This window comes from Thioflexithrix psekupsensis (assembly GCF_002149925.1).
Taxonomy (GTDB): domain Bacteria; phylum Pseudomonadota; class Gammaproteobacteria; order Beggiatoales; family Beggiatoaceae; genus Thioflexithrix; species Thioflexithrix psekupsensis.
Window position 1 is genome coordinate 444,578 of sequence record NZ_MSLT01000023.1, and the last position, 18,828, is coordinate 463,405.

At 40.8% G+C, this 18,828-nt stretch carries 14 protein-coding genes; 7 read left to right on the forward strand and 7 right to left on the reverse strand.

Annotation, left to right across the window (positions count from 1 at the left end; genetic code table 11):
* Window positions 1-262: 262 nt before the first annotated feature.
* The 7 genes from TPSD3_RS14600 (at window position 263) to TPSD3_RS14630 (ending at window position 6,865) form a co-directional block, all read left to right on the forward strand.
* The gene (locus TPSD3_RS14600) at window positions 263-2,143 is read left to right on the forward strand and encodes an ATP-binding cassette domain-containing protein (RefSeq protein WP_086489272.1); all 1,881 of its coding nucleotides are present in this window, start codon (window positions 263-265) and stop codon (window positions 2,141-2,143) included.
* A 100-nt stretch (window positions 2,144-2,243) separates the two neighbouring features.
* The gene (locus tag TPSD3_RS14605; protein WP_086489273.1) at window positions 2,244-2,711 is read left to right on the forward strand and encodes a DUF2939 domain-containing protein; all 468 of its coding nucleotides are present in this window, start codon (window positions 2,244-2,246) and stop codon (window positions 2,709-2,711) included.
* A 106-nt stretch (window positions 2,712-2,817) separates the two neighbouring features.
* Window positions 2,818-4,218, forward strand: a complete 1,401-nt coding sequence (gene gltX / locus TPSD3_RS14610) for a glutamate--tRNA ligase (protein WP_086489274.1) — start codon at window positions 2,818-2,820, stop codon at window positions 4,216-4,218.
* Between the two features lie 51 nt (window positions 4,219-4,269).
* The gene (locus tag TPSD3_RS14615; RefSeq protein WP_086489275.1) at window positions 4,270-4,542 is read left to right on the forward strand and encodes a DUF6812 domain-containing protein; all 273 of its coding nucleotides are present in this window, start codon (window positions 4,270-4,272) and stop codon (window positions 4,540-4,542) included.
* Between the two features lie 220 nt (window positions 4,543-4,762).
* Window positions 4,763-5,338 (forward strand): hypothetical protein, encoded by a 576-nt coding sequence (locus TPSD3_RS14620; RefSeq protein ID WP_086489276.1) that lies wholly within the window; start codon window positions 4,763-4,765, stop codon window positions 5,336-5,338.
* Window positions 5,335-5,901 carry a FlgO family outer membrane protein gene (locus tag TPSD3_RS14625; RefSeq protein WP_086489277.1) on the forward strand — a complete coding sequence of 189 codons (567 nt, stop codon included), beginning with the start codon at window positions 5,335-5,337 and terminating at the stop codon, window positions 5,899-5,901. The genes TPSD3_RS14620 and TPSD3_RS14625 overlap by 4 nt, the downstream gene beginning before the upstream one ends.
* A gap of 265 nt (window positions 5,902-6,166) precedes the next feature.
* Window positions 6,167-6,865 (forward strand): phospholipase D family protein, encoded by a 699-nt coding sequence (locus TPSD3_RS14630; protein WP_086489278.1) that lies wholly within the window; start codon window positions 6,167-6,169, stop codon window positions 6,863-6,865.
* A 138-nt stretch (window positions 6,866-7,003) separates the two neighbouring features.
* Here TPSD3_RS14630 and TPSD3_RS14635 read toward each other — a convergent pair whose 3' ends face one another.
* From TPSD3_RS14635 to smc, 7 genes are all read right to left on the reverse strand, one after another.
* The gene (locus TPSD3_RS14635; protein ID WP_086489279.1) at window positions 7,004-7,348 is read right to left on the reverse strand and encodes a hypothetical protein; all 345 of its coding nucleotides are present in this window, start codon (window positions 7,346-7,348) and stop codon (window positions 7,004-7,006) included.
* A 51-nt stretch (window positions 7,349-7,399) separates the two neighbouring features.
* Window positions 7,400-7,975, reverse strand: coding sequence for a GTP-binding protein (locus TPSD3_RS14640; protein ID WP_086489280.1), 576 nt, complete (start codon window positions 7,973-7,975; stop codon window positions 7,400-7,402).
* A 5-nt stretch (window positions 7,976-7,980) separates the two neighbouring features.
* Window positions 7,981-9,099, reverse strand: coding sequence for a hypothetical protein (locus tag TPSD3_RS14645; RefSeq protein WP_086489281.1), 1,119 nt, complete (start codon window positions 9,097-9,099; stop codon window positions 7,981-7,983).
* 133 nt (window positions 9,100-9,232) lie between these two features.
* Window positions 9,233-9,592, reverse strand: a complete 360-nt coding sequence (locus TPSD3_RS14650; RefSeq protein ID WP_086489282.1) for a CZB domain-containing protein — start codon at window positions 9,590-9,592, stop codon at window positions 9,233-9,235.
* Between the two features lie 58 nt (window positions 9,593-9,650).
* Window positions 9,651-10,013, reverse strand: a complete 363-nt coding sequence (locus tag TPSD3_RS14655) for a roadblock/LC7 domain-containing protein (RefSeq protein ID WP_086489283.1) — start codon at window positions 10,011-10,013, stop codon at window positions 9,651-9,653.
* Between the two features lie 482 nt (window positions 10,014-10,495).
* Window positions 10,496-15,160, reverse strand: a complete 4,665-nt coding sequence (locus TPSD3_RS14660) for a DUF4011 domain-containing protein (RefSeq protein ID WP_086489284.1) — start codon at window positions 15,158-15,160, stop codon at window positions 10,496-10,498.
* 26 nt (window positions 15,161-15,186) lie between these two features.
* Window positions 15,187-18,819 carry a chromosome segregation protein SMC gene (gene smc / locus TPSD3_RS14665; RefSeq protein ID WP_086489285.1) on the reverse strand — a complete coding sequence of 1,211 codons (3,633 nt, stop codon included), beginning with the start codon at window positions 18,817-18,819 and terminating at the stop codon, window positions 15,187-15,189.
* Window positions 18,820-18,828 lie beyond the last annotated feature (9 nt).

Below are 18,828 nucleotides of genomic sequence, written 5' to 3' on the forward strand. Positions count from 1 at the left end.
TAATAAAAATAAAGCCGTGTTTGTACTAAAATCAAAAGCAAAAAGTGTATCATTACCTTTTGATGTTCAAGATATACTTGATGTGGTCAAAATTAGCAGAACGGGCGAGTAAATTAGAACGACTTTTAAAGTGCCTTGCAACAGTCCCTCGATCCGAATTTTATTTTCGCAATCCTACGCCAATCCCCACGCTTCTCCACAACACAACAACAAAAATTGCTCGGTAGTGGCGAAGATATTGTTAAAAAAAAGAGAAATAAGCATGATCAAATTGCGCCAAATTAGCCTACAACGTGGACAGCGGGTGTTACTAGATGCGGTTGATTTAACCGTTTTTGCCGGGCAAAAAGTAGGATTTATTGGCGCGAATGGGTGTGGTAAATCCAGTTTATTCGCCTTGTTACGCGGAGAATTACATGTAGAACAAGGGGAATTAGAACTGCCCAGTCAATACACCATCGCTCATGTGGCCCAAGAAACACCTGCTTTATCCATTCCTGCGTTAGATTACGTGTTGCAAGGCGATCAGGAATTACACCAATTAGAACAAGCCCTAAAACAAGCCGAACATGATCACGACGGCATGAAAGTCGCGGAATTACATGCCCGTTATGACAGCATCGGCGGTTATACGGCGACGGCGCGGGCGGCGCAATTGTTACACGGTTTAGGGTTTACCGTCGGCAGCGAATGGCAGCCGGTGGATACTTTTTCTGGTGGTTGGCGAATGCGGTTAAATTTGGCACAAGCCTTAATGTGTCGCTCGGATTTGTTATTGTTAGATGAACCGACTAACCATTTAGATTTAGATGCGGTGTTGTGGTTTGAACAATGGTTGGCGTGTTATACAGGAACTTTGTTATTAATTTCGCATGATCGGGACTTTTTAGACAATGTGGTAAGCCACATCGCCCACATTGAACAACAAAAAATTATTTTATACACAGGTAATTACGCCAGTTTTGAACGACAACGCGCTGAAAAACTCGCCCTACAACAAGCCAGTTATGAAAAACAACAACGCGAAATGGCACATATTCAGCATTTTGTGGATCGTTTTCGTTATAAAGCCTCAAAAGCCAAACAAGCCCAAAGTCGTTTAAAAGCCTTAGAACGCATGGAATTAATTTCTGCGGCACATGTGGATTCTCCTTTTCATTTTGATTTTTTTCCGCCAGAGAAAAGCTCACCTTTATTAATTGCTTTAAATCATAGTGATGTCGGTTATGGTCAGACCACTATTTTACGAAAAATTAATTTCCGCATTCATCCCGGAGATCGAATGGGTTTACTTGGGCCGAATGGTGCGGGAAAATCAACTTTTATTCGTTTATTAGCGCGTGAATTAACGCCACAAACGGGAGAACAAATTTGTGGCGAACATTTAAAAATCGGTTATTTTGCCCAACATCAGTTGGAACAATTAGACGCGCAAGCCTCACCAGCCTTGCATGTGCAACGTTTATCGCCTCATGCGACAGAACAGAGCATACGTCAATTTTTAGGGGGCTTTGGTTTTATTGGGGATCAAGCCTTATCTCCCGTGGCTCCTTTTTCTGGTGGTGAGAAAGCGCGTTTAGTTTTAGCGTTATTGGTGTGGCAAAAGCCGAATTTATTATTATTAGATGAACCGACCAACCATTTAGATTTAGAAATGCGTCACGCTTTAACGCTGGCATTGCAAAATTTTCAAGGGGCTTTGGTGGTGGTTTCTCATGATCGGCATTTACTGCGCACCACAACGGATCAATTGTGGTTAATTGCACAAAATGCAGTGAAACCTTTTGAGGGTGATTTAGAAGATTACAAACAATGGTTGTTGGCGCACCGTGCCGCTGAACGCGCCGAAAAAAGCCAAAATAGCCCCGTTGTCACCAAAGAAGAAAAAAAACAGCTTAATACACAAAGACAACAACGTAAACCCCTACAAAATCGCTTAAAACAATTAGAAAAACAATTGGATCGATTAAGTGAAGAAAAACAGAAGATTGAAACGGCATTGGCCGATCCTGCTGTTTATACGATTCCAGAGAAATCAGCGAGTTATGTCCGTCAACAAATGGAAATTAGTCAACAATTAGAAAGTTTGGAAACGGAATGGCTTGATGTGACTGAAATGTTGGAAGAATTAGAAGAGACTTAGAACGCAACGATAGGCTAAAAAGGCTTATCTTTTTGGAAGCAATCACTGCAATTGAGTTAGGGTATTTTTTTATTTTTATTTCATTTTTTAGGAGTCTACGATGAGAATTATTAGTTCTTTAATTGGGTTTGCTTTACTATTTTTTTTGGCTTGGCCTTACATTAACGTTTATCGTCTAAGCGGTGCAGCGGCTGCGCCTCAATCTCCAGCTTTAGAAAGTATGTTGGATATGGAGTCTATTCGCAAAACTTATCAAGCCCAATTGGAAAAAAATATCCAAACCACGGTAAATAGTACCGGTGTTCAAGCCAATGGTATTTTGGGCAATGTGCTGCAAAATATCGGTAATCTGGGCGGAATGGCAGTAGAACAATATGTGGATGTCAATTGGGTGCGGCAACAATTACAAGGCACTGCCACAGACCCAACTTTGTGGGGATCAATGGATTATGCTTTTTTTGAATCGCCCACTCGTTTTGTGGTGCGTAAAGGCAAATTGGGCGAAAATCCAACTTTTGTTGAACTCACATTACAAGATTGGTCTTGGCGTGTGACTGCAATTTATTAGGGCATTTTCTTCCCTTTTTTGCAATTGTTTTTAACCATCTGAATTGTCTGAATCGAAATGTGTAGATTCAGACAATTTTCATTTACTCAACAACAATGGAATTGGCATGACAGTCCGAACTCGCTTTGCCCCCAGTCCAACCGGTTATTTACATATTGGTGGCGTGCGCACCGCTTTATTTTCATGGTTATATGCCAGACAACAGCACGGGCAATTTATCCTCCGCATTGAAGACACTGATCAAGAACGCTCCAGTGAAGCCGCAGTTCAAGCCATTTTAGAAGGCATGACTTGGTGTGGTTTATATCACGATGAAGGGCCTTTTTTTCAAATGCAACGCATGGCGCGTTATCAAGAAGTGATTCAACAATTATTAGCGGAAAATAAAGCCTATTATTGCTATCGTTCTAAAGAAGAATTAGAACAATTGCGTCATGAACAAATGACTAAAGGGGAAAAACCCCGTTACGATGGTTATTGGCGAGATCGTCAAGATTCTCCGCCCGCGGACAGTCAACCTGTGGTGCGCTTTAAAAATCCATTGGTCGGTGACGTGGTGTTTCACGATTTAATTAAGGGAACAATTCGCGTCAGTAATGAAGAATTAGACGATCTCATTATCGCTCGCGCCGATGGTACACCGACTTATAATTTTACCGTTGTGGTTGATGATTGGGACATGGGGATAACGCATGTGATTCGTGGCGATGATCATGTCAATAATACTCCACGGCAAATCAATATCTTACAAGCACTGGGCGCGCCTGTTCCGCAATATGCTCATTTACCCATGATCTTAGGTCACGATGGCCAGCGGTTATCCAAACGGCATGGTGCGGTCAGTGTAATGAATTATCGAGATGAAGGCTATTTACCCGAAGCTTTGTTGAATTATTTAGCGCGTTTGGGCTGGTCGCATGGGGATCAAGAAATTTTTTCTTTAGAAGAATTAATTGCTTTATTTGATTTAAAACAAGTCAATGTTGCCCCTTCTAAATTTAATCCTGAAAAATTACTGTGGTTAAATCAACATTACTTGAAAACCTTACCGCCAGAAAAGATTATTCCTCACTTGCAATGGCATTTTGATCAACTCAACATTGACACTGCACAAGGGCCTGCTTTAGCCGAACTCATTAAAGCACAAGCCGAACGCGCCAAAACGTTAAAAGAAATGGCAGAAAATAGCCGCTATTTTTATCAAGAAGTTCGCCACGATTCGCAGTCTGTGGAAAAACATTTGAAAGCGGAGATTAAGCCAGTGTTGCAAGCCTTACACGATGCGTTGGCCAGTTTAACTGAGGCTGAATGGCAAGTGACAACCCTTCATCAACGCATTGAGCGCGTGGCCGCTGAACAAGGTTTAAAAATGGGCAAAGTGGCGCAACCACTGCGCGTGGCCATCACGGGAGGGACGGTGTCGCCGTCGATTGACTTAACCGCTTGGTTAATTGGCAAGGCACGGTGTTTGCAGCGACTGGTCACCGCTATTCAGATGATAAACTGACATAGCCCACAATAAGATGACATCGCTTGCATTCGCTCTGAGGCAACAACCATGACACTCACCCGTAAAAAAGTTCACGTGTCCATTCAAATCAGTAATGGCGCGCATTTACAAGGCACAATGATTATTGAACGAGACACCCGTTTGTCTGATGTTTTTAATAATCTGAAAAAAGATTTTATCGTCGTCACCGACAATGGCCGTCAACCCCATATCGTGAATAAACGGCATATCATTCAAATCATGGAATTACCTGAAGAAGGTGATTCTGAAAACGAACACGAAGACGATGATCAAGATTATTTAGAACTGCCCGGAAATTGATTTTTTCCCATTGTGGCGGGATTCCTGCCGGTTCTTGGGTGTCGGGCGCGGCTTTGACACCCTCATGTCATGATAAAACACATTAAATTAACACTGTTAGTCCTTGCAAAATATAAAAAAAACTCGCATCCTTGCCAGAAATGTGGTTGAATAAACAAGAGACCTTTCCGCTTTACCGTGACGACTCCATCAAAAAACAATTGGTCTGAGGACTTTGGTTATGAAACCCTACGCATTGATGCTACTCATTGCTTTATTTGCCGTGTCGGGCTGTCGTTCGTTTCCTGCGCCGACCCATCACGCTTACACCACTCAGCAAGAATTACTCTCGGCTTATCACTGGGATGTTTTGGCTGAACACATCGCGGTACAACTGCGGCAAACCCTTGATTTGACGTTTGTTGATGGCGCAATTCGTCCTGCCGTTTTTTTACGCCATACCGTAGATTCGGAAAAAATTCCTTTTCTCAATGGGCTACACTCGCAATTACGTACTCGTTTATTACAACAAGGCATTAATGTGGTGACAGACACACAATATGCCGATACATTAATTATGGACGTAAAAGCCCAAGTGGTTGAACATGCCTCACCTTACAGCGAAGTCAGACGTGGGGGACGGGTTTGTTTTAATTGCGCACCCAGTCGTGTGCCTTATGGCGAGGTGATTGTATCAACGGCAGTCACGATGGGGCCGCAATATATTTTCAGCAGTGAAGATGTTTTTTATACCCGCGCCATTGATTTTGATTTTTATGAGCAACCCGGCAAAGTCTATCAGGTGGTTAATCAATGAATAAGTGGACACGGTGGTTAATTCTTCCCAGTTTACTGGTGTTAAGTGGTTGTGGTCTGGTTTCTAATAAGAAGGAAATCCGCGATGCGGACTTAGTGAAAGCCAGTTATCAAGCCGCGGATGCGTTAGTCAAAAACGCGCCTCAATTGCAGTTATACCAAAGTCGTCCTATTTTGGTGGCGAGTTTTGTGGACATTGATGATGTACAACGTTCTTCGACTTTTGGGAGAATGGTAGCCGAGCAAGTGGGATCGCGTCTGGCACAACATGGTTACAAAGTGATCGAGGTCAAAGTGCGCACCGACACTATTTTTACCAAAGGCAACGCTTATTCCAGCGAAGGCGAATATTTGTTGTCGCGTGAGTTGCAAGACATCAGTCGCCACCATGATGCGTACGCTTTAGTGGCTGGCACTTATGGGGCGAGTAAAGAAGTAGTGTATGTCACCACTAAACTGATCCGAGCGCAAGACAACATTATTATGTCTTCTTACGATTACAGTTTGCCAGTGGGTGACAATACACGTAATTTGTTGCGTGCGGCAACGGCCTCGCGTCGGTAGGCAGGAAACTTAAATCGTATCTAATGGATGACATTCACCTTACCATTGGTGGTGAATTGAGTATGAAACAACAAGCAGCGCGGTAATGTTCTTCTAACAGCAAGGCATACCGCGCTCTTTTTGTGTTGCAATAATTGCAGTTGACCACCTTATCTTGTCTGTTACAATAGGGGGGTGTTTTGTATTTTTTGTGTTTTGCTGAATTATCTAACACATCTCTGAATCCATAAACCACTTAAATTACCCCATTCGGAATGAATAAACTATGGCTAAATTTCTCAATACCAGCGCAACCAATTATTTTCTTGAAGAACTGATTAAAAACGCAAAAGATCGGCTGATTCTAATTAGCCCTTTTTTGCGGCTGAACGATAAAATTAAGGAGTTACTCGAAGATAAGAATCGTCTTAAAATAGATGTGCGCGTGGTTTATGGTAAAAACGAATTGCAGCCCGAAGAAATTAAGTGGTTAAAAGATTTAACTTATCTGCGCACCAGCTTTTGTAAAAACCTTCATGCCAAATGTTATCTTAATGAAGAAACCTGCATTATTACCAGTCTGAATTTATACGAATTCAGCCAAGTGAATAATAATGAAATGGGCGTTCTTGTCCAACGTTCAGAAGACACGCAATTGTACAATGAAACTTATGAAGAAGCCCAACGCATTATTAGAATTAGCGACGAAATTCGCATTTCTGTAGAAACGGTAGAAAAAGAAGTAGAGATTTCTCCCCAAAACAGCGATGAATCCAGCCCCAATAAATTAACCACGTCTAAATTGGCGCAAAAACTGGGTTTAAAAACACCAGAATTGTTAGAAAAATTAATCCAAGCAGGCTATCTTGAACCCCGCGACGGGCTGAATTTTATTACCCAAAAAAGCAAACAAGCCGGTGGCGAATTCCGCAAAAGCCCAAAATATGGCAGCTACCTTCTCTGGCCAGAAGATTTACACCCCTAGGCTGTGTCATTACAAGGTTGTTTGCCACTTTAGTTTTACAACTATCAGGCAAATTTTCAGACATTTCTACGATTCGATGAATCAAGCTGTCAAAAAAATAGTGCCGCTTATCTTGAAAAGATACTGAGAAATTCCGAATTAACGCCCTATTTCCAAAGCCTCTTGAATTTGATCAATAATAGGTTCATCTTCTGGCGCAATGTCCACCAATAAACATCCCGTACAATGCCATTTTGGATCGGCATCTGGACTGTCCCATTGCGTTTCTACGCGGACTTCTAATCCTGCTTCGGTAAATTCTTCTAAATCGGGCAGGCGAATATTTAAATCAATGACTTGATCTAATGGCAAAGCATGATCGCTTAATATCACAATTTGTTCCGCAGAAATATCGCCTAAATAACCTAATAATTCGCCACTGTGTTGGTTATAAATTTCTAAATAAAATGGCAGGTTTTTGCGGGTGAATGGGACTTGTTCCATTGTCGTCTCCTGTCTTTTTTGCTTATTTCAATGGTCATTATATGCCATTTTTCAGGAGCTACGATCAGCCGATCCGAGTTCGGCTTGATGTAAACAGGGATCAAGAGTATACAGCAGGGCTTGCAACAACAAACTAACATCTTCCCGCCGCCGCGCATCCACCTCAAACAAGGGCGGATTGAGTCCATGTGCTTGCAATGCCAAGTGATATTCTTCTAAATTGGGTTTGGGATTGATGTCCATGCGCGTCACACCAATGGCCACTTTAGTTTTATGAATAAAATCACGAAATGCTTCTAAGAAAAAATTTAAATCAGCTATCGGTTGATCGCGGGCATTATCAATTAATAAAATTAATCCCAATCCCCCCTCAGTCAGCAATTCCCACATAAAATTAAAACGCTCTTGCCCCGGTGTTCCGTACAAATGAATTTTATCTTTACTGGGTAATTTAATCACCCCATAATCCAATGCCACAGTAATGGTGGTTTTATATTTATTGCGATTGCGCTCTGGATCGGTATCTTTAGCTTCTGTGGTGACCACAGGAATATCACTTAATGCCGCAATCGCCGTTGATTTCCCCGCACCTGATGGCCCTGTGAAAATTAATTTATAATTATTCATGACAATTATCCCGTAATGTGGGCTAATAAACGTCTTAATAAACCCCGTTTTTGATGTTGAGCAGGTTGATTATTGTGACGATTATTATAATGATTATTACCATTTTCAGCAGAGGCTAAACCAATACTGTGTGCGGCACTGTAAAAAGAGAAAACATAACGTTGATAAATTTGCAACAATTCCCCCGTCGCCAATAAAGACAATGGTTTTTCCATCCATAATGCCGCAATTTGTAACGCATAAGGTGTTACTACGAGTCGGGTAAAATTCGGCCAACGTGTTAAAACAATCGGACTATTCAAATCGGTATCTTGTGGTAAACGTCCACGAGCCGTCCATAAACTCATTTTCCACAATAATAATTCCAAAGAACTTTCAATTAAACGATGTTGTTTTAAATAAAGCTCTGTTTGCGTTTGTCCGAAATGCTCAATACGCGATGGATGGCACTGCATGGGCAATGAAGCCATTGTATGCAATTTACTGTCATTAAAACCTGCGCCATAACACACTTTATTTAACTTCGGTAATAAAATTAACGGTTCAGATAAATTAGTAAATAAAATACCATTAATATCCGTTTTCTTTTTTGCCAATAATAACTGTTGTTGTAAACAACCTTGTAAATATTTTTCAGGTTGATAAAATAAACGGTGGTTTTCTACCGAATTATCAGGACTAATATCAGGCGCATGACCGCAGAATTCATGAAAGGCTTCTTCTCGCGTTTCTACGGCAATATCGGTTGCCAAGCGCACTTTATTTTTTTCCGCGGCGACTGTAGAAATAGAAGTGGTCGTGGGCATTTGTTCTGCTTTTTTTAACGCATTTAATAAATTAGCCACACTCAATGGTTTTTGCACCACAATATCATGGCTTTCTAGGGGCGTTAAAGAAAAAATAATCGTCGGCAAATGGGGGTGTTGTTCTCGATAGTGTTGCCACAGCTTATCTGCCTGCCAATGATCGCGATCAAAAATCACCATATCGGCCTTTTCAACGGCATCAATTAATTGATAATGACCTTTTGCTGGTCCTGAAAAAACCATCATTAATAATTGGCGACCTTGCTGATCCATGCCCACTGCGGCAACAGAGATAACTTTTTTATTTTCGGTACTCATAATGTGGAAATAAACCCAGTGGGAAATACTGTCTAATGGGCAAAAAACAGTCCATATTTACGAAATCAACTCACAGTGAGCTTGATCAAAAAAATACACTCCAATCAAGCTCACAACCAATTGAAATAAATGATTATTTCATTTTATCTAATTCAAGCAATTTATTGGCTAGGGTGTTAGACAAAGTATGTAGTTCCGTCAACGCGGCTTGCGCACCTGTCTCATCTCCCGCGGCTTTTTTGGCCAAGGCTTCTTGACCCACTGTGTGAAAACGCTCGTGGGGTTCAAATAAACTATCAAATACCACTTTGGCACGGGGGTCTGTGAGGGATTCTACTTCACTAACTCCTTCATTATAAAGCCATTTTCCTAATTTACAGGAACAATGATCCATACCCACAAAGTTATCTTTACCTTTCAAGGTGGCATCCATTTTTTTTAAATACTGAACGTGATCGTTCAAACGCATCATGAAAAATGCCTTAGCAACCATGATGTAACTCCTAAAGTAGCGGCAGCAATAAAAGCAGAGTAAATTATAATTGATTGTTTTAAATCAATTTTTCAATTTCCTCGGCTGCTCGTTTTAGATCAAGAAAGATCAAACCTAACTTAGCGGTTGACTTCGCCACCACACTGACTACAGTATCGGGGCCAGCATGGGTCATGACGACATAGCCGTTGCGTCCTTTGATTAACACTTGTTCTAATTCACCACGCCCCAATTCGTCTGAAGTGCGCTCGCCCAACGACAACATCGCCGCCGCCATTGCCCCCACCCGATCTTCGTCCATCGAACTGGGCAACAAGGCCGCCATAATCAGACCATCCGTTGAAATCACCGCTGAGGCTTCGATTTCAGCCGAAGTGCCGTTGAGTTTGCTGAGGGTGGCTTTAAGCATTTCTTCGCGCATGAGATTACTCCTATTTGAATGACACGCAAGGGATGCGTGAGGTGATAAGGCTCTGAGATTCAATTGGATTGCCATCATTAATCCACAGAGTTTTTCTGGCAATCAATTGATTTTTATATTAAAAAAAATAAGTTCCGACACTTTCAAAAAAAATGGTGACGATATTTCGACTGTTTGACATTCGCATGGACAGGAAAGTATCTATAATTTCGACTGATGGTGATCGAAGTGAATAGTTTAACACCACGCCGTCTATTGCCATACTATGACAATCGAATTTTCAGTGGTGTTATTACAATAATAGTGGTTATTGGAAAAAGTCGGTAGGGAATAAGTGGATTTATTAAAATAAGCGTTTAATCATGCCTGAAAAAACAGAGACAATTTTGAAAAAATAAGGTGTGAATTTGTATTTTAAAAAATTGACAAAATTTATTTGTTCTGAAAAAGAAAAAATCAGAAAACCACTCATTAATTCTGATTCAAGCCGATATTTCCACCGCTAATTTAACGGCATTTAATAATTCATCAATGGCTTGTTGTCGCGCTTTAAACCACAGTAAAGAATGTATTGTATGAAGTCGCCAGCCTTTAGCAATTAACACCTGTTCACGCAGACGCTCCCGTTCTGATACGCTGGGCAATTGGTGATAATGTGAACCATCATACAAAATACCTAGAACATAATGCGCATTGTCTTTAGTATCACATACCGCAACAGGCACACGAAATTGTCCCACGCCCACATGCGTTTCAACTAAATAACCTTGTTTAATCAATAAATTAGAAATTGCATCAACAAAGGCTTGATCCCTTCCCACGTCACTGGTCATGTCGGCAGTGAGAACCGATGGCGAGACTTCAATCGAATGCAGCCACGCCGACAAAGCCCTTAACCCACGCCGCGATTGCTCCGTTAAGCGAATATCAGACGATTTTAAGGAAGTAAACACTTGAAATTGCATTCTGGCACGGGTAATCACCACATTTAACCGTCGCCAACCTATTTCCGTCGCCAAAGGGCCAAAATAAGGCTGACATTTCCCCTCTTCATTCTTGCCATAAACAGTAGATAAATAAATCACATCGCGTTCATCTCCTTGACTGTTTTCTAAGTTTTTAATAAAGAAAGATTCGGGAGAAATATCTTGTATCTTTAACCAATCGGCTAAAACTTGATCTTCGGCAACGGCTTGATCTAATAAATCAGTTATTAAATAAGATTGAGGTAAATTAAAAGTAATCACCGCTAAAGAACGGCGTGGATGTTCTCGACAATGTTGTTGAATGGCAGCGACAATGGCGCGGGCTTCGACTTCGTTTTGTCCTTTGCGATAAAGGGCTTGAGAAAAATAATGACGTTGCACACCATAATCCACATGTCGCGCAAAAGGCGCAGGAATAATTAACAAGCGATTATCATAAAATTCTGCATTTGCAAAAGCAATTAAACTTTCATGCGCCGAGCGATAATGCCACATTAATTGTTCGCTGGAATAAATTTGTTTTGCGGCATCTAAAATAGATTCTTGTGTATTAAAAATTTGCGCGTCTTCTTTCTCTATATTTAATTCTGATTCTAATTCAGAAGTTAAAGTTTGATTATCAGAATGATCTAATTCCGTTAATCGCTCAAAAAAACGAGTCGGCGGCAATTGGCGAGAATCCCCCACAATCACATGCTGTTTTGCGCGTAATAACGCGCCTAATGCCTCATACGGCCGCACTTGTGAAGCCTCATCAATAATCAACACATCAAATTCTAAAGCCTGAACGGGTAAATGTTGCGCTACTGATAAAGGACTCATTAAAAAACACGGCTGTAAGGCCTGTAAAGCCTGTCCTGCGCGTTGAATTAATTGCCGCAACGGTAAATGACGTTGTTTTTTATTTAATTCATGCGCAATTAAAAACAATTCTGTAAATTCAGACACCCGCCCAGAACCGTGTCCTTGTGGAATGGTTTTTTGCAATAAAAATTGTCGTAATTGCCGTTGAGAATGCACATATTTTAAAGTATCTTGTGCAGTAAAAGTATCTCTTAAATGGGTAAATTCATGAACACTTAATGTTCCCAACCAAGGATGTTCCCGCAAATGTTCCCGCAAAGCATAATAACGCAATTCATATCGCCAATGTAAAATCGCTTGCGCTGGGCTAATGCGTTGCTGAATGACTGCGGCAATAATATCATTTAATCCTGCTTTTTTCAGATGCTGTTTAAATTGCGATAAATTTAAATAATGCGACCAATCGGATAAGCTATTTAAACGCCGTTCTAAACACAATAATAATTGATGCAAATCGACCGACAAAGGCAGCCAAATTGGCCATTCTAAATCACCTAATTGTTGCAATTCATTTTGTATAATAGGTAATTGCTGGGCAAAAGATTCTCGCTGAAAATGCAAACGAGATAAAAGCCCACTATGCAATTCAGGATCATGCAATAACCATTGATAAATCTCGGGGGATAATAACGGACGAATTTGCGCTAACCATTTGCCATAAAATACCATTAATTCAGGCTGTTGCGTGACTTGATCGGCGGCTTCTGCAAAATGCGCGGCCAACCAAGTTTGATTTAATAAATTGCAATAAGCGGCTTGTTCTCTCTGTTGCAACGCCATTAATAAAGTGCGTAATGGATAATAACGCAGCCGTTGAGAATATTGAGAAAATTTCTGCGTGGTTTGGGTAAATAATAAACGATAATTCTGCCATTTCTGCGGCAATTCTGATAAGGCTTCACGGCTGGGTTTTTCAGGTAAAAGCCGCAATGATGTAGCCAAATGTAATAATTGCCACCATAAGCCTTGATGAAAACTTAAATCAGTTTGAATGGCTTGAATGGGATTTGTTTGCGCTAAATACTGTTTAGCGGCATTATCGCCTACAATATGTCGTAATTGCTGACTCCACTCAATTAAGGCCAATAATCCCGCCCAATCAGTATTGTGATGGCGAAAATAATCACCAAAAAAAACTTTATAATCAAGTGCATTATCGCTTAAATCAGAACCCGTTTTATTTTTCCACTTTTGCCAATAATAACGATATTTTTTAACCTGTTTTAACCAGCGTTTAGCGGTTTTAATGGGCGCGTAAAAATAATCATATTCTGCTTTCGCTTTTTGCCATAATAGCAAGGCATTGGCATCGCTATGCTCAGGATGATGATAAACGGTTAAATGATCAGGGGCTTGAGTGAGTAAAAACAACAATTGATAAGTCTGCCATCCTTTTTCAAATTCAGCTTTTTCCAATTGATTTAAAATAGGCGTATAAAACCCTAATAATTCATTTAATTTTTGCAAATAAACAGGCGAATAATCCCCTAAATCCAGCGCAATTAACGACGCACAAATATCTTGTAAATCATGGCTGGCAATATCATCCGTTCCCAACAATTGATTAGCCTGCGTTTGCCATTGCTGGGCTTGCTGATGCTGCATTAAAGCCTGTTCTAATTGCGCCAATACATTCGATTCAGATAAACCTCGCGCTAATGTTGCCGTTAAGCCCGCAGGACATTGTGATAATAATTCTAAGGCTTCAACGGTTAAAATAGGCAATTGATCAAATTGCAAAGGTAAATCCCATTGATGATTCACCTGCAATGCTTCTAAAGAATGAAGTAACGGCTTGAGCGCATCAATTAAATGGGTTAATATTTCTTTTAATAAAACAGTTTCATTGTGTTTAGGAATAAACCCCACCCAATCATGTAATAATTGCGGCGATAAACTTTGATAATGCACAATAAAAGCCTGCAATTGCTGCTCTAATTCAGGCAATTGCGCACAGGTTAAATCGCGCAAATCCACATGCGATAAATATAACGCGGGTTTAATTAAACGTTGTTGTAATTGCTCTAATTCCCAAATCACCTGATAACACGGCTGATCACATAAACCAATCGGCTGCGCCAATAATCGCCCATAATCTAATAATTTCTTTTGTTGATTTAGCACCGAAATAGAAGTGATTTTAAAATTTTCTTCGGGCGTTTGTTTTAAACGTTGTGCTAAAGATTGATAAATAGGAATTTTTTGCGTATCAGAATGATGCAATGCCAGACAAAAATCAGCCAATCCCAATTGTTGCAAACGGGCTTGCACCACATTTAATGCCGCTTGTTTCTCAGCCACAAATAAAACCGTTTTATCCATCGCTAATGCAGTCGCAATTAAATTGGCAATGGTGTGCGATTTTCCCGTGCCGGGCGGCCCTTCAATGACCAAAGAATGCCCTTGTCGCAATACTCGTTCAATCACGGTATATTGCGAATGATCTGCACTTAATACTAAAGGCAATTCTTCTGTAAATGATTTAAGCTGAAAATGAGAAGAAGAAATGTTAGATTCTTTAGAATCCGTGTTTTCTATTTTTAATAATCGGGCTAATATCTCATGATGAATAGTTGACCAATGACTGGGATTTAAATCATGATACATTGACCAGCGCGCAAAATTAAATAAATCTAATGTCGCACTTAATTCAATTGTCCAATGTGTTTGAGAAACCAGCAAAGATTTAAGACGAGAAAACCAATCTAGCAGGGATTCATTTTCATCCCAGATTGGCAAAGCAATATTAAAATCACGAATTAATTTTTCTTGTAAAGAACGGTTTAATTCAACTGCCGATCCTTCATAAAATAATTCATAATATTCTCCCTGCGCATGAGATTGACGCTGTAATAAAACAGGAATTAATAATAACGGAGCTTGCAAATAAGGCGCATCTTTTTCAAGCGAATAATTTAAAAAACCCAAAGCTAAATATAAACAATGTGTCCCCGTTTCTTCCAATAAAGCACGGGTTTGTCGTCGCAATTGCACCGTGCGATAATGCAAGGTTGAAATGTCTAAATCAACCGTTAAACACGGTATAGAATCAACATTTAATGTCACATCTCGACTGCATAATGCAACACGCTGTTCTTTCGCCACTAAATAGTCCATTAACCATTCAAAATCAAACGGATTAATGCTTAATGTTCTAGCCCGTTTGCGATAATGAATTAACGGATTGCGTTGTGATAAATCAAGTAATTGTTGACGAATTAAATCAAAAATAACCGCGGCGTTTTTTTCTGACGCTTGAAACGAATTTAATAATTCTAACGATGTGGGGGGATTCATTTTTTTAATAAAAACAAAAGAGTCAATTAAGCCACCATATCCACTGCGGTCGCAATATCAACAGAAACAGGGCGAGAAACACCTAATTCTTGTTGCGTCACGCCAATTAATTGATCGGCAATTTCCATCGTAATTTTATTGTGGGTAATAAAAATAAATTGCAATCGCTCAGACATAGAAGAAACCAAGGCACAAAACCGCCCCACATTCGTATCATCTAAAGGCGCATCCACTTCATCTAACATGCAAAACGGCGCAGGATTTAATTCAAAAATGCCAAAAACTAAGGCAATTGCCGTTAATGCTTTTTCTCCCCCAGACAATAAATGAATCGTGCTATTACGCTTACCCGGTGGGCGTGCCATAATCGTTACGCCCGCTTTTAATAAATCATCGCCCACCAATTCCAAACGCGCCTCGCCCCCGCCAAATAAACGCGGAAACATTAATTGCATATTTTGATTTACCGTTTCTAAAGTGGCTTTAAAACGCTGGCGAGTTTCTCGATCAATTTTATTAATGGCATTGGTCAACATGTCTAATGCGGACTCTAAATCAGCCGATTGCGTATCTAAATAGTGTTTGCGTGCTTCTTGTTCAGAAAATTCATTTAATGCGGCTAAATTAACCGAGCCAATGCGATCTAATTTCCGCGCCACCGCATCAATTTGCGCCTGCCAACTTTCTTCATCGGCATGTTCAGGTAATTGTGACAATAAAACAATCGCGCTGGGCGTGTAAAATTGTTCTTTAGGTTCAACAGAAATATTTTCTAATATTTCCCCTAATTCAGTTGTTAATTCTGGCGATTGAGGTTCAGTATTTTTTGCTAAATCTGTTGTTTCTTCGGTTAAAGGCAAGCGGATTTCTGCCAATTGTTCAGCAAAGGTTTGTCGGCGCACTTCACTGCTTTGCGCTTCCATTTTCGCTTGCTCTAATTGATTGCGCAATTCTAGGGTATTAGCAGACAATTGACGGCGTTTTATTTCATATTCTTCAATGTGCTGATCTAAATGCGTAATGGTTTGGCGAGCTTGGGTTAATTGTTCTTCTAATTGGGCGTGTTGTTCTTGATAATTCTCTAATTCTTGCGTCAACGTTCCCAAGGGATCAACTTGACGACGTAAAGTGTGCTGTAAATCGTGTAATTGATCGGTTAATTCTTCAATCCGCGTTTCTAAGCGAGAAATGGCTTGATCCACGCGAATTTGTTCCGTTTTAAAGGTTTGCAATTGGACATCAATCTGATGACATTCGCCTTTAATTTGCTGATGCTGTTGGCGGGCTTGCAACACCGCTTCTTGCAATTGTTGACGTTGTTGCGTCAATTGATCGCGTTCATCGGCAAATTGCTCCATTTCCGCCAGCGCAAGGTGCAAAGTATCGCGGGTGTGCATCAATTCCTCGCCTTCTTCGGCGATATATTGCAATAATTCTTCTTTTTCTTCGTGTAAACGCTGAGATTGGGCGTGTAAATGCTCTAAACGGGCTTGTCTTCCACCGTGTTGGGAGCGGATTTGGGATAACTGCTGTTGTAACTCATTAACTTGTCTTTGTGTTTCGTCTCGTAGTGCTTCATTATCCCGAAGTTGGCCGCGTTGTTGTTCTAATGCTTGAGTTTGGGTTAAAACTTGTTGATCTAATTGGGTTAATTGCTGGGCTAATTGATTAATTTCCCGTTCCCGTGCCAAAATACTGGCTTTAGGATCAACGACTTGGCGACTGTGCAACCAATTACGACCCAACCAAATCCCCTGCGCTGTCACGATGGATTCGTGCGCGGCCAATTGTGAACGATACCGCTGTGCCTCTGCCAAATCCGCCGCCGTCCACACCCCAGCCAACACATCCGTCAATTCCACAGGCGATTTAATTTTGTCAGACAATGGTGTAAGCGGTAATGTCGCACTATTGGGCAATAAAGCAGGATTATTTTGCGCAGAAAGTAACACTAAATCCCCTTGTGGCGGAGTATTAAGTGCATTTTGCCACTCTTCTAGCGTTTGCACACATAACGCTTGTAAACGATCACCTAACACCAGCTCAACAGCGCGTTCCCAGCCTGTGGCGACTTGTAAACGTTGTGTTAAACGCGGTGCATTATCCAAACGATTCACACTTAACCAAGCCGATAAGTCACTGTTTTGGCGGTCTAAAGCCGCATTTTGTAGGGCTTCCAATGAAGACAATAAGCCCGTTAAACGTTGTACTTGAGTATTGTCATGATGGTGTTTAGCGGACTGCGTTTGGATATTTTCACGTAAAACATTAACCTCATTTTGGTAATTCAATAAAGCCTGTTCAGCGGCGTGTTGGGCGTGTTGAATTTCACCAATTTCAGCTTCTAAAGCCGCGAGCGCAGTTTGGACTCCTGCGGTATCAATTTGTTGTCTTTCGGCTTCAACCTTTTGTAAACGTTGACGATGTTGTTCTAAACGTTGTTCTAAATGCTGTAAATGGGTGCGTTGTACTTCAGCGCGTCGAGTCGGTTCTTGAGCGCGTTCGTTAAACGCATCCCATTGTTGCTGCCAAATTTGCCAAGCGGTTTCAGCTTGTTGCAATACAGATTCAGCTTGTTCTTCTGCGGCTTGATATTGGCTTAATTGTCGGCTGCTATTCTCAATTTTTTTAATTAAATCATCAACTTGTTCTTCATCTTGTTGTAATTCTTGTTGAGTTTTTGCCCGCGTTTCTTCGGCTTGTTCAATGTCCCAACGCAACTGTTCATGTCGTTCATTGCCATGTTCAATGGCTTGTTCGAGGCGACTGATTTCGCGTTGCAAGTGGTGATATTTTTCTTGTACCACTTCTAAATGTTGTTGGGCTTGTTGCCGACGTTCGCGCTGTTGTTGATGTTCGTCTTCCAATTGATCCAAAGCCAGCAGATCATCTTGTAATTTTTCTGCATATTGTTGGATAAAATGTTGTTTTTCTTGAACAATAGTGTCCTGTGCCAACCATTTCATGGCCAGTAATTCGGCTTTTAATCGTTGTTCAGTGACTTTGAGTTGTTGAAAACGTTCGGCTTCTTTGGCTTGTTTTTGTAATTTATCCAGTTGCTTTTGTAGCTCTTGTTGTAACTCGTTTAACCGTGCTAAATTATCACGGGTTTGTTGCATTTTTTGTTCAGTTTCTTTGCGGCGTTCTTTATATTTTGCAATGCCAGCGGCTTCTTCTAAAAACAGGCGCAATTCTTCAGGTTTTGCCTCGATCATTCGGGAAATCATTCCCTGTTCAATAATGGCATAACTTTTTGGCCCTAATCCCGTTCCTAAAAATAAATCCATAATGTCTTTACGACGACATTTAATTCCATTTAAATAATAAGTGGATTGGGCATTGCGATTAATTTCCCGTTTCACAGAAATTTCTGATAAATCGGGAAATTGGGGCAAATTGGCGTGGCTAAAAATCAATTCTACAGCGGCTTCATCTGCGGGTTTGCGGGTGCCAGAGCCGTTAAAAATCACGTCGATCATTGCGCCGCCGCGCAGATTTTTCGCAGAAATTTCGCCCATCACCCAACGAACCGCGTCAATTACGTTAGATTTGCCGCAGCCATTTGGGCCAACCACGCCCACTCGATTGCTAGGAAAATGTAATGTCGTAGGCTCTACAAATGATTTAAAGCCATTTAATTTTATTTTACTCAGTCGCATGTTTCAGGA

Bases quoted from the DNA above. Each gene is read 5' to 3' on its own strand.
- TPSD3_RS14600 (WP_086489272.1), top strand. From the start codon at position 263: ATGATCAAATTGCGCCAAATTAGCCTACAACGTGGACAGCGGGTGTTA.
- TPSD3_RS14605 (WP_086489273.1), top strand. From the start codon at position 2,244: ATGAGAATTATTAGTTCTTTAATTGGGTTTGCTTTACTATTTTTTTTG.
- gltX (WP_086489274.1), top strand. From the start codon at position 2,818: ATGACAGTCCGAACTCGCTTTGCCCCCAGTCCAACCGGTTATTTACAT.
- TPSD3_RS14615 (WP_086489275.1), top strand. From the start codon at position 4,270: ATGACACTCACCCGTAAAAAAGTTCACGTGTCCATTCAAATCAGTAAT.
- TPSD3_RS14620 (WP_086489276.1), top strand. From the start codon at position 4,763: ATGAAACCCTACGCATTGATGCTACTCATTGCTTTATTTGCCGTGTCG.
- TPSD3_RS14625 (WP_086489277.1), top strand. From the start codon at position 5,335: ATGAATAAGTGGACACGGTGGTTAATTCTTCCCAGTTTACTGGTGTTA.
- TPSD3_RS14630 (WP_086489278.1), top strand. From the start codon at position 6,167: ATGGCTAAATTTCTCAATACCAGCGCAACCAATTATTTTCTTGAAGAA.
- TPSD3_RS14635 (WP_086489279.1), bottom strand. From the start codon at position 7,348: ATGGAACAAGTCCCATTCACCCGCAAAAACCTGCCATTTTATTTAGAA.
- TPSD3_RS14640 (WP_086489280.1), bottom strand. From the start codon at position 7,975: ATGAATAATTATAAATTAATTTTCACAGGGCCATCAGGTGCGGGGAAA.
- TPSD3_RS14645 (WP_086489281.1), bottom strand. From the start codon at position 9,099: ATGAGTACCGAAAATAAAAAAGTTATCTCTGTTGCCGCAGTGGGCATG.
- TPSD3_RS14650 (WP_086489282.1), bottom strand. From the start codon at position 9,592: ATGGTTGCTAAGGCATTTTTCATGATGCGTTTGAACGATCACGTTCAG.
- TPSD3_RS14655 (WP_086489283.1), bottom strand. From the start codon at position 10,013: ATGCGCGAAGAAATGCTTAAAGCCACCCTCAGCAAACTCAACGGCACT.
- TPSD3_RS14660 (WP_086489284.1), bottom strand. From the start codon at position 15,160: ATGAATCCCCCCACATCGTTAGAATTATTAAATTCGTTTCAAGCGTCA.
- smc (WP_086489285.1), bottom strand. From the start codon at position 18,819: ATGCGACTGAGTAAAATAAAATTAAATGGCTTTAAATCATTTGTAGAG.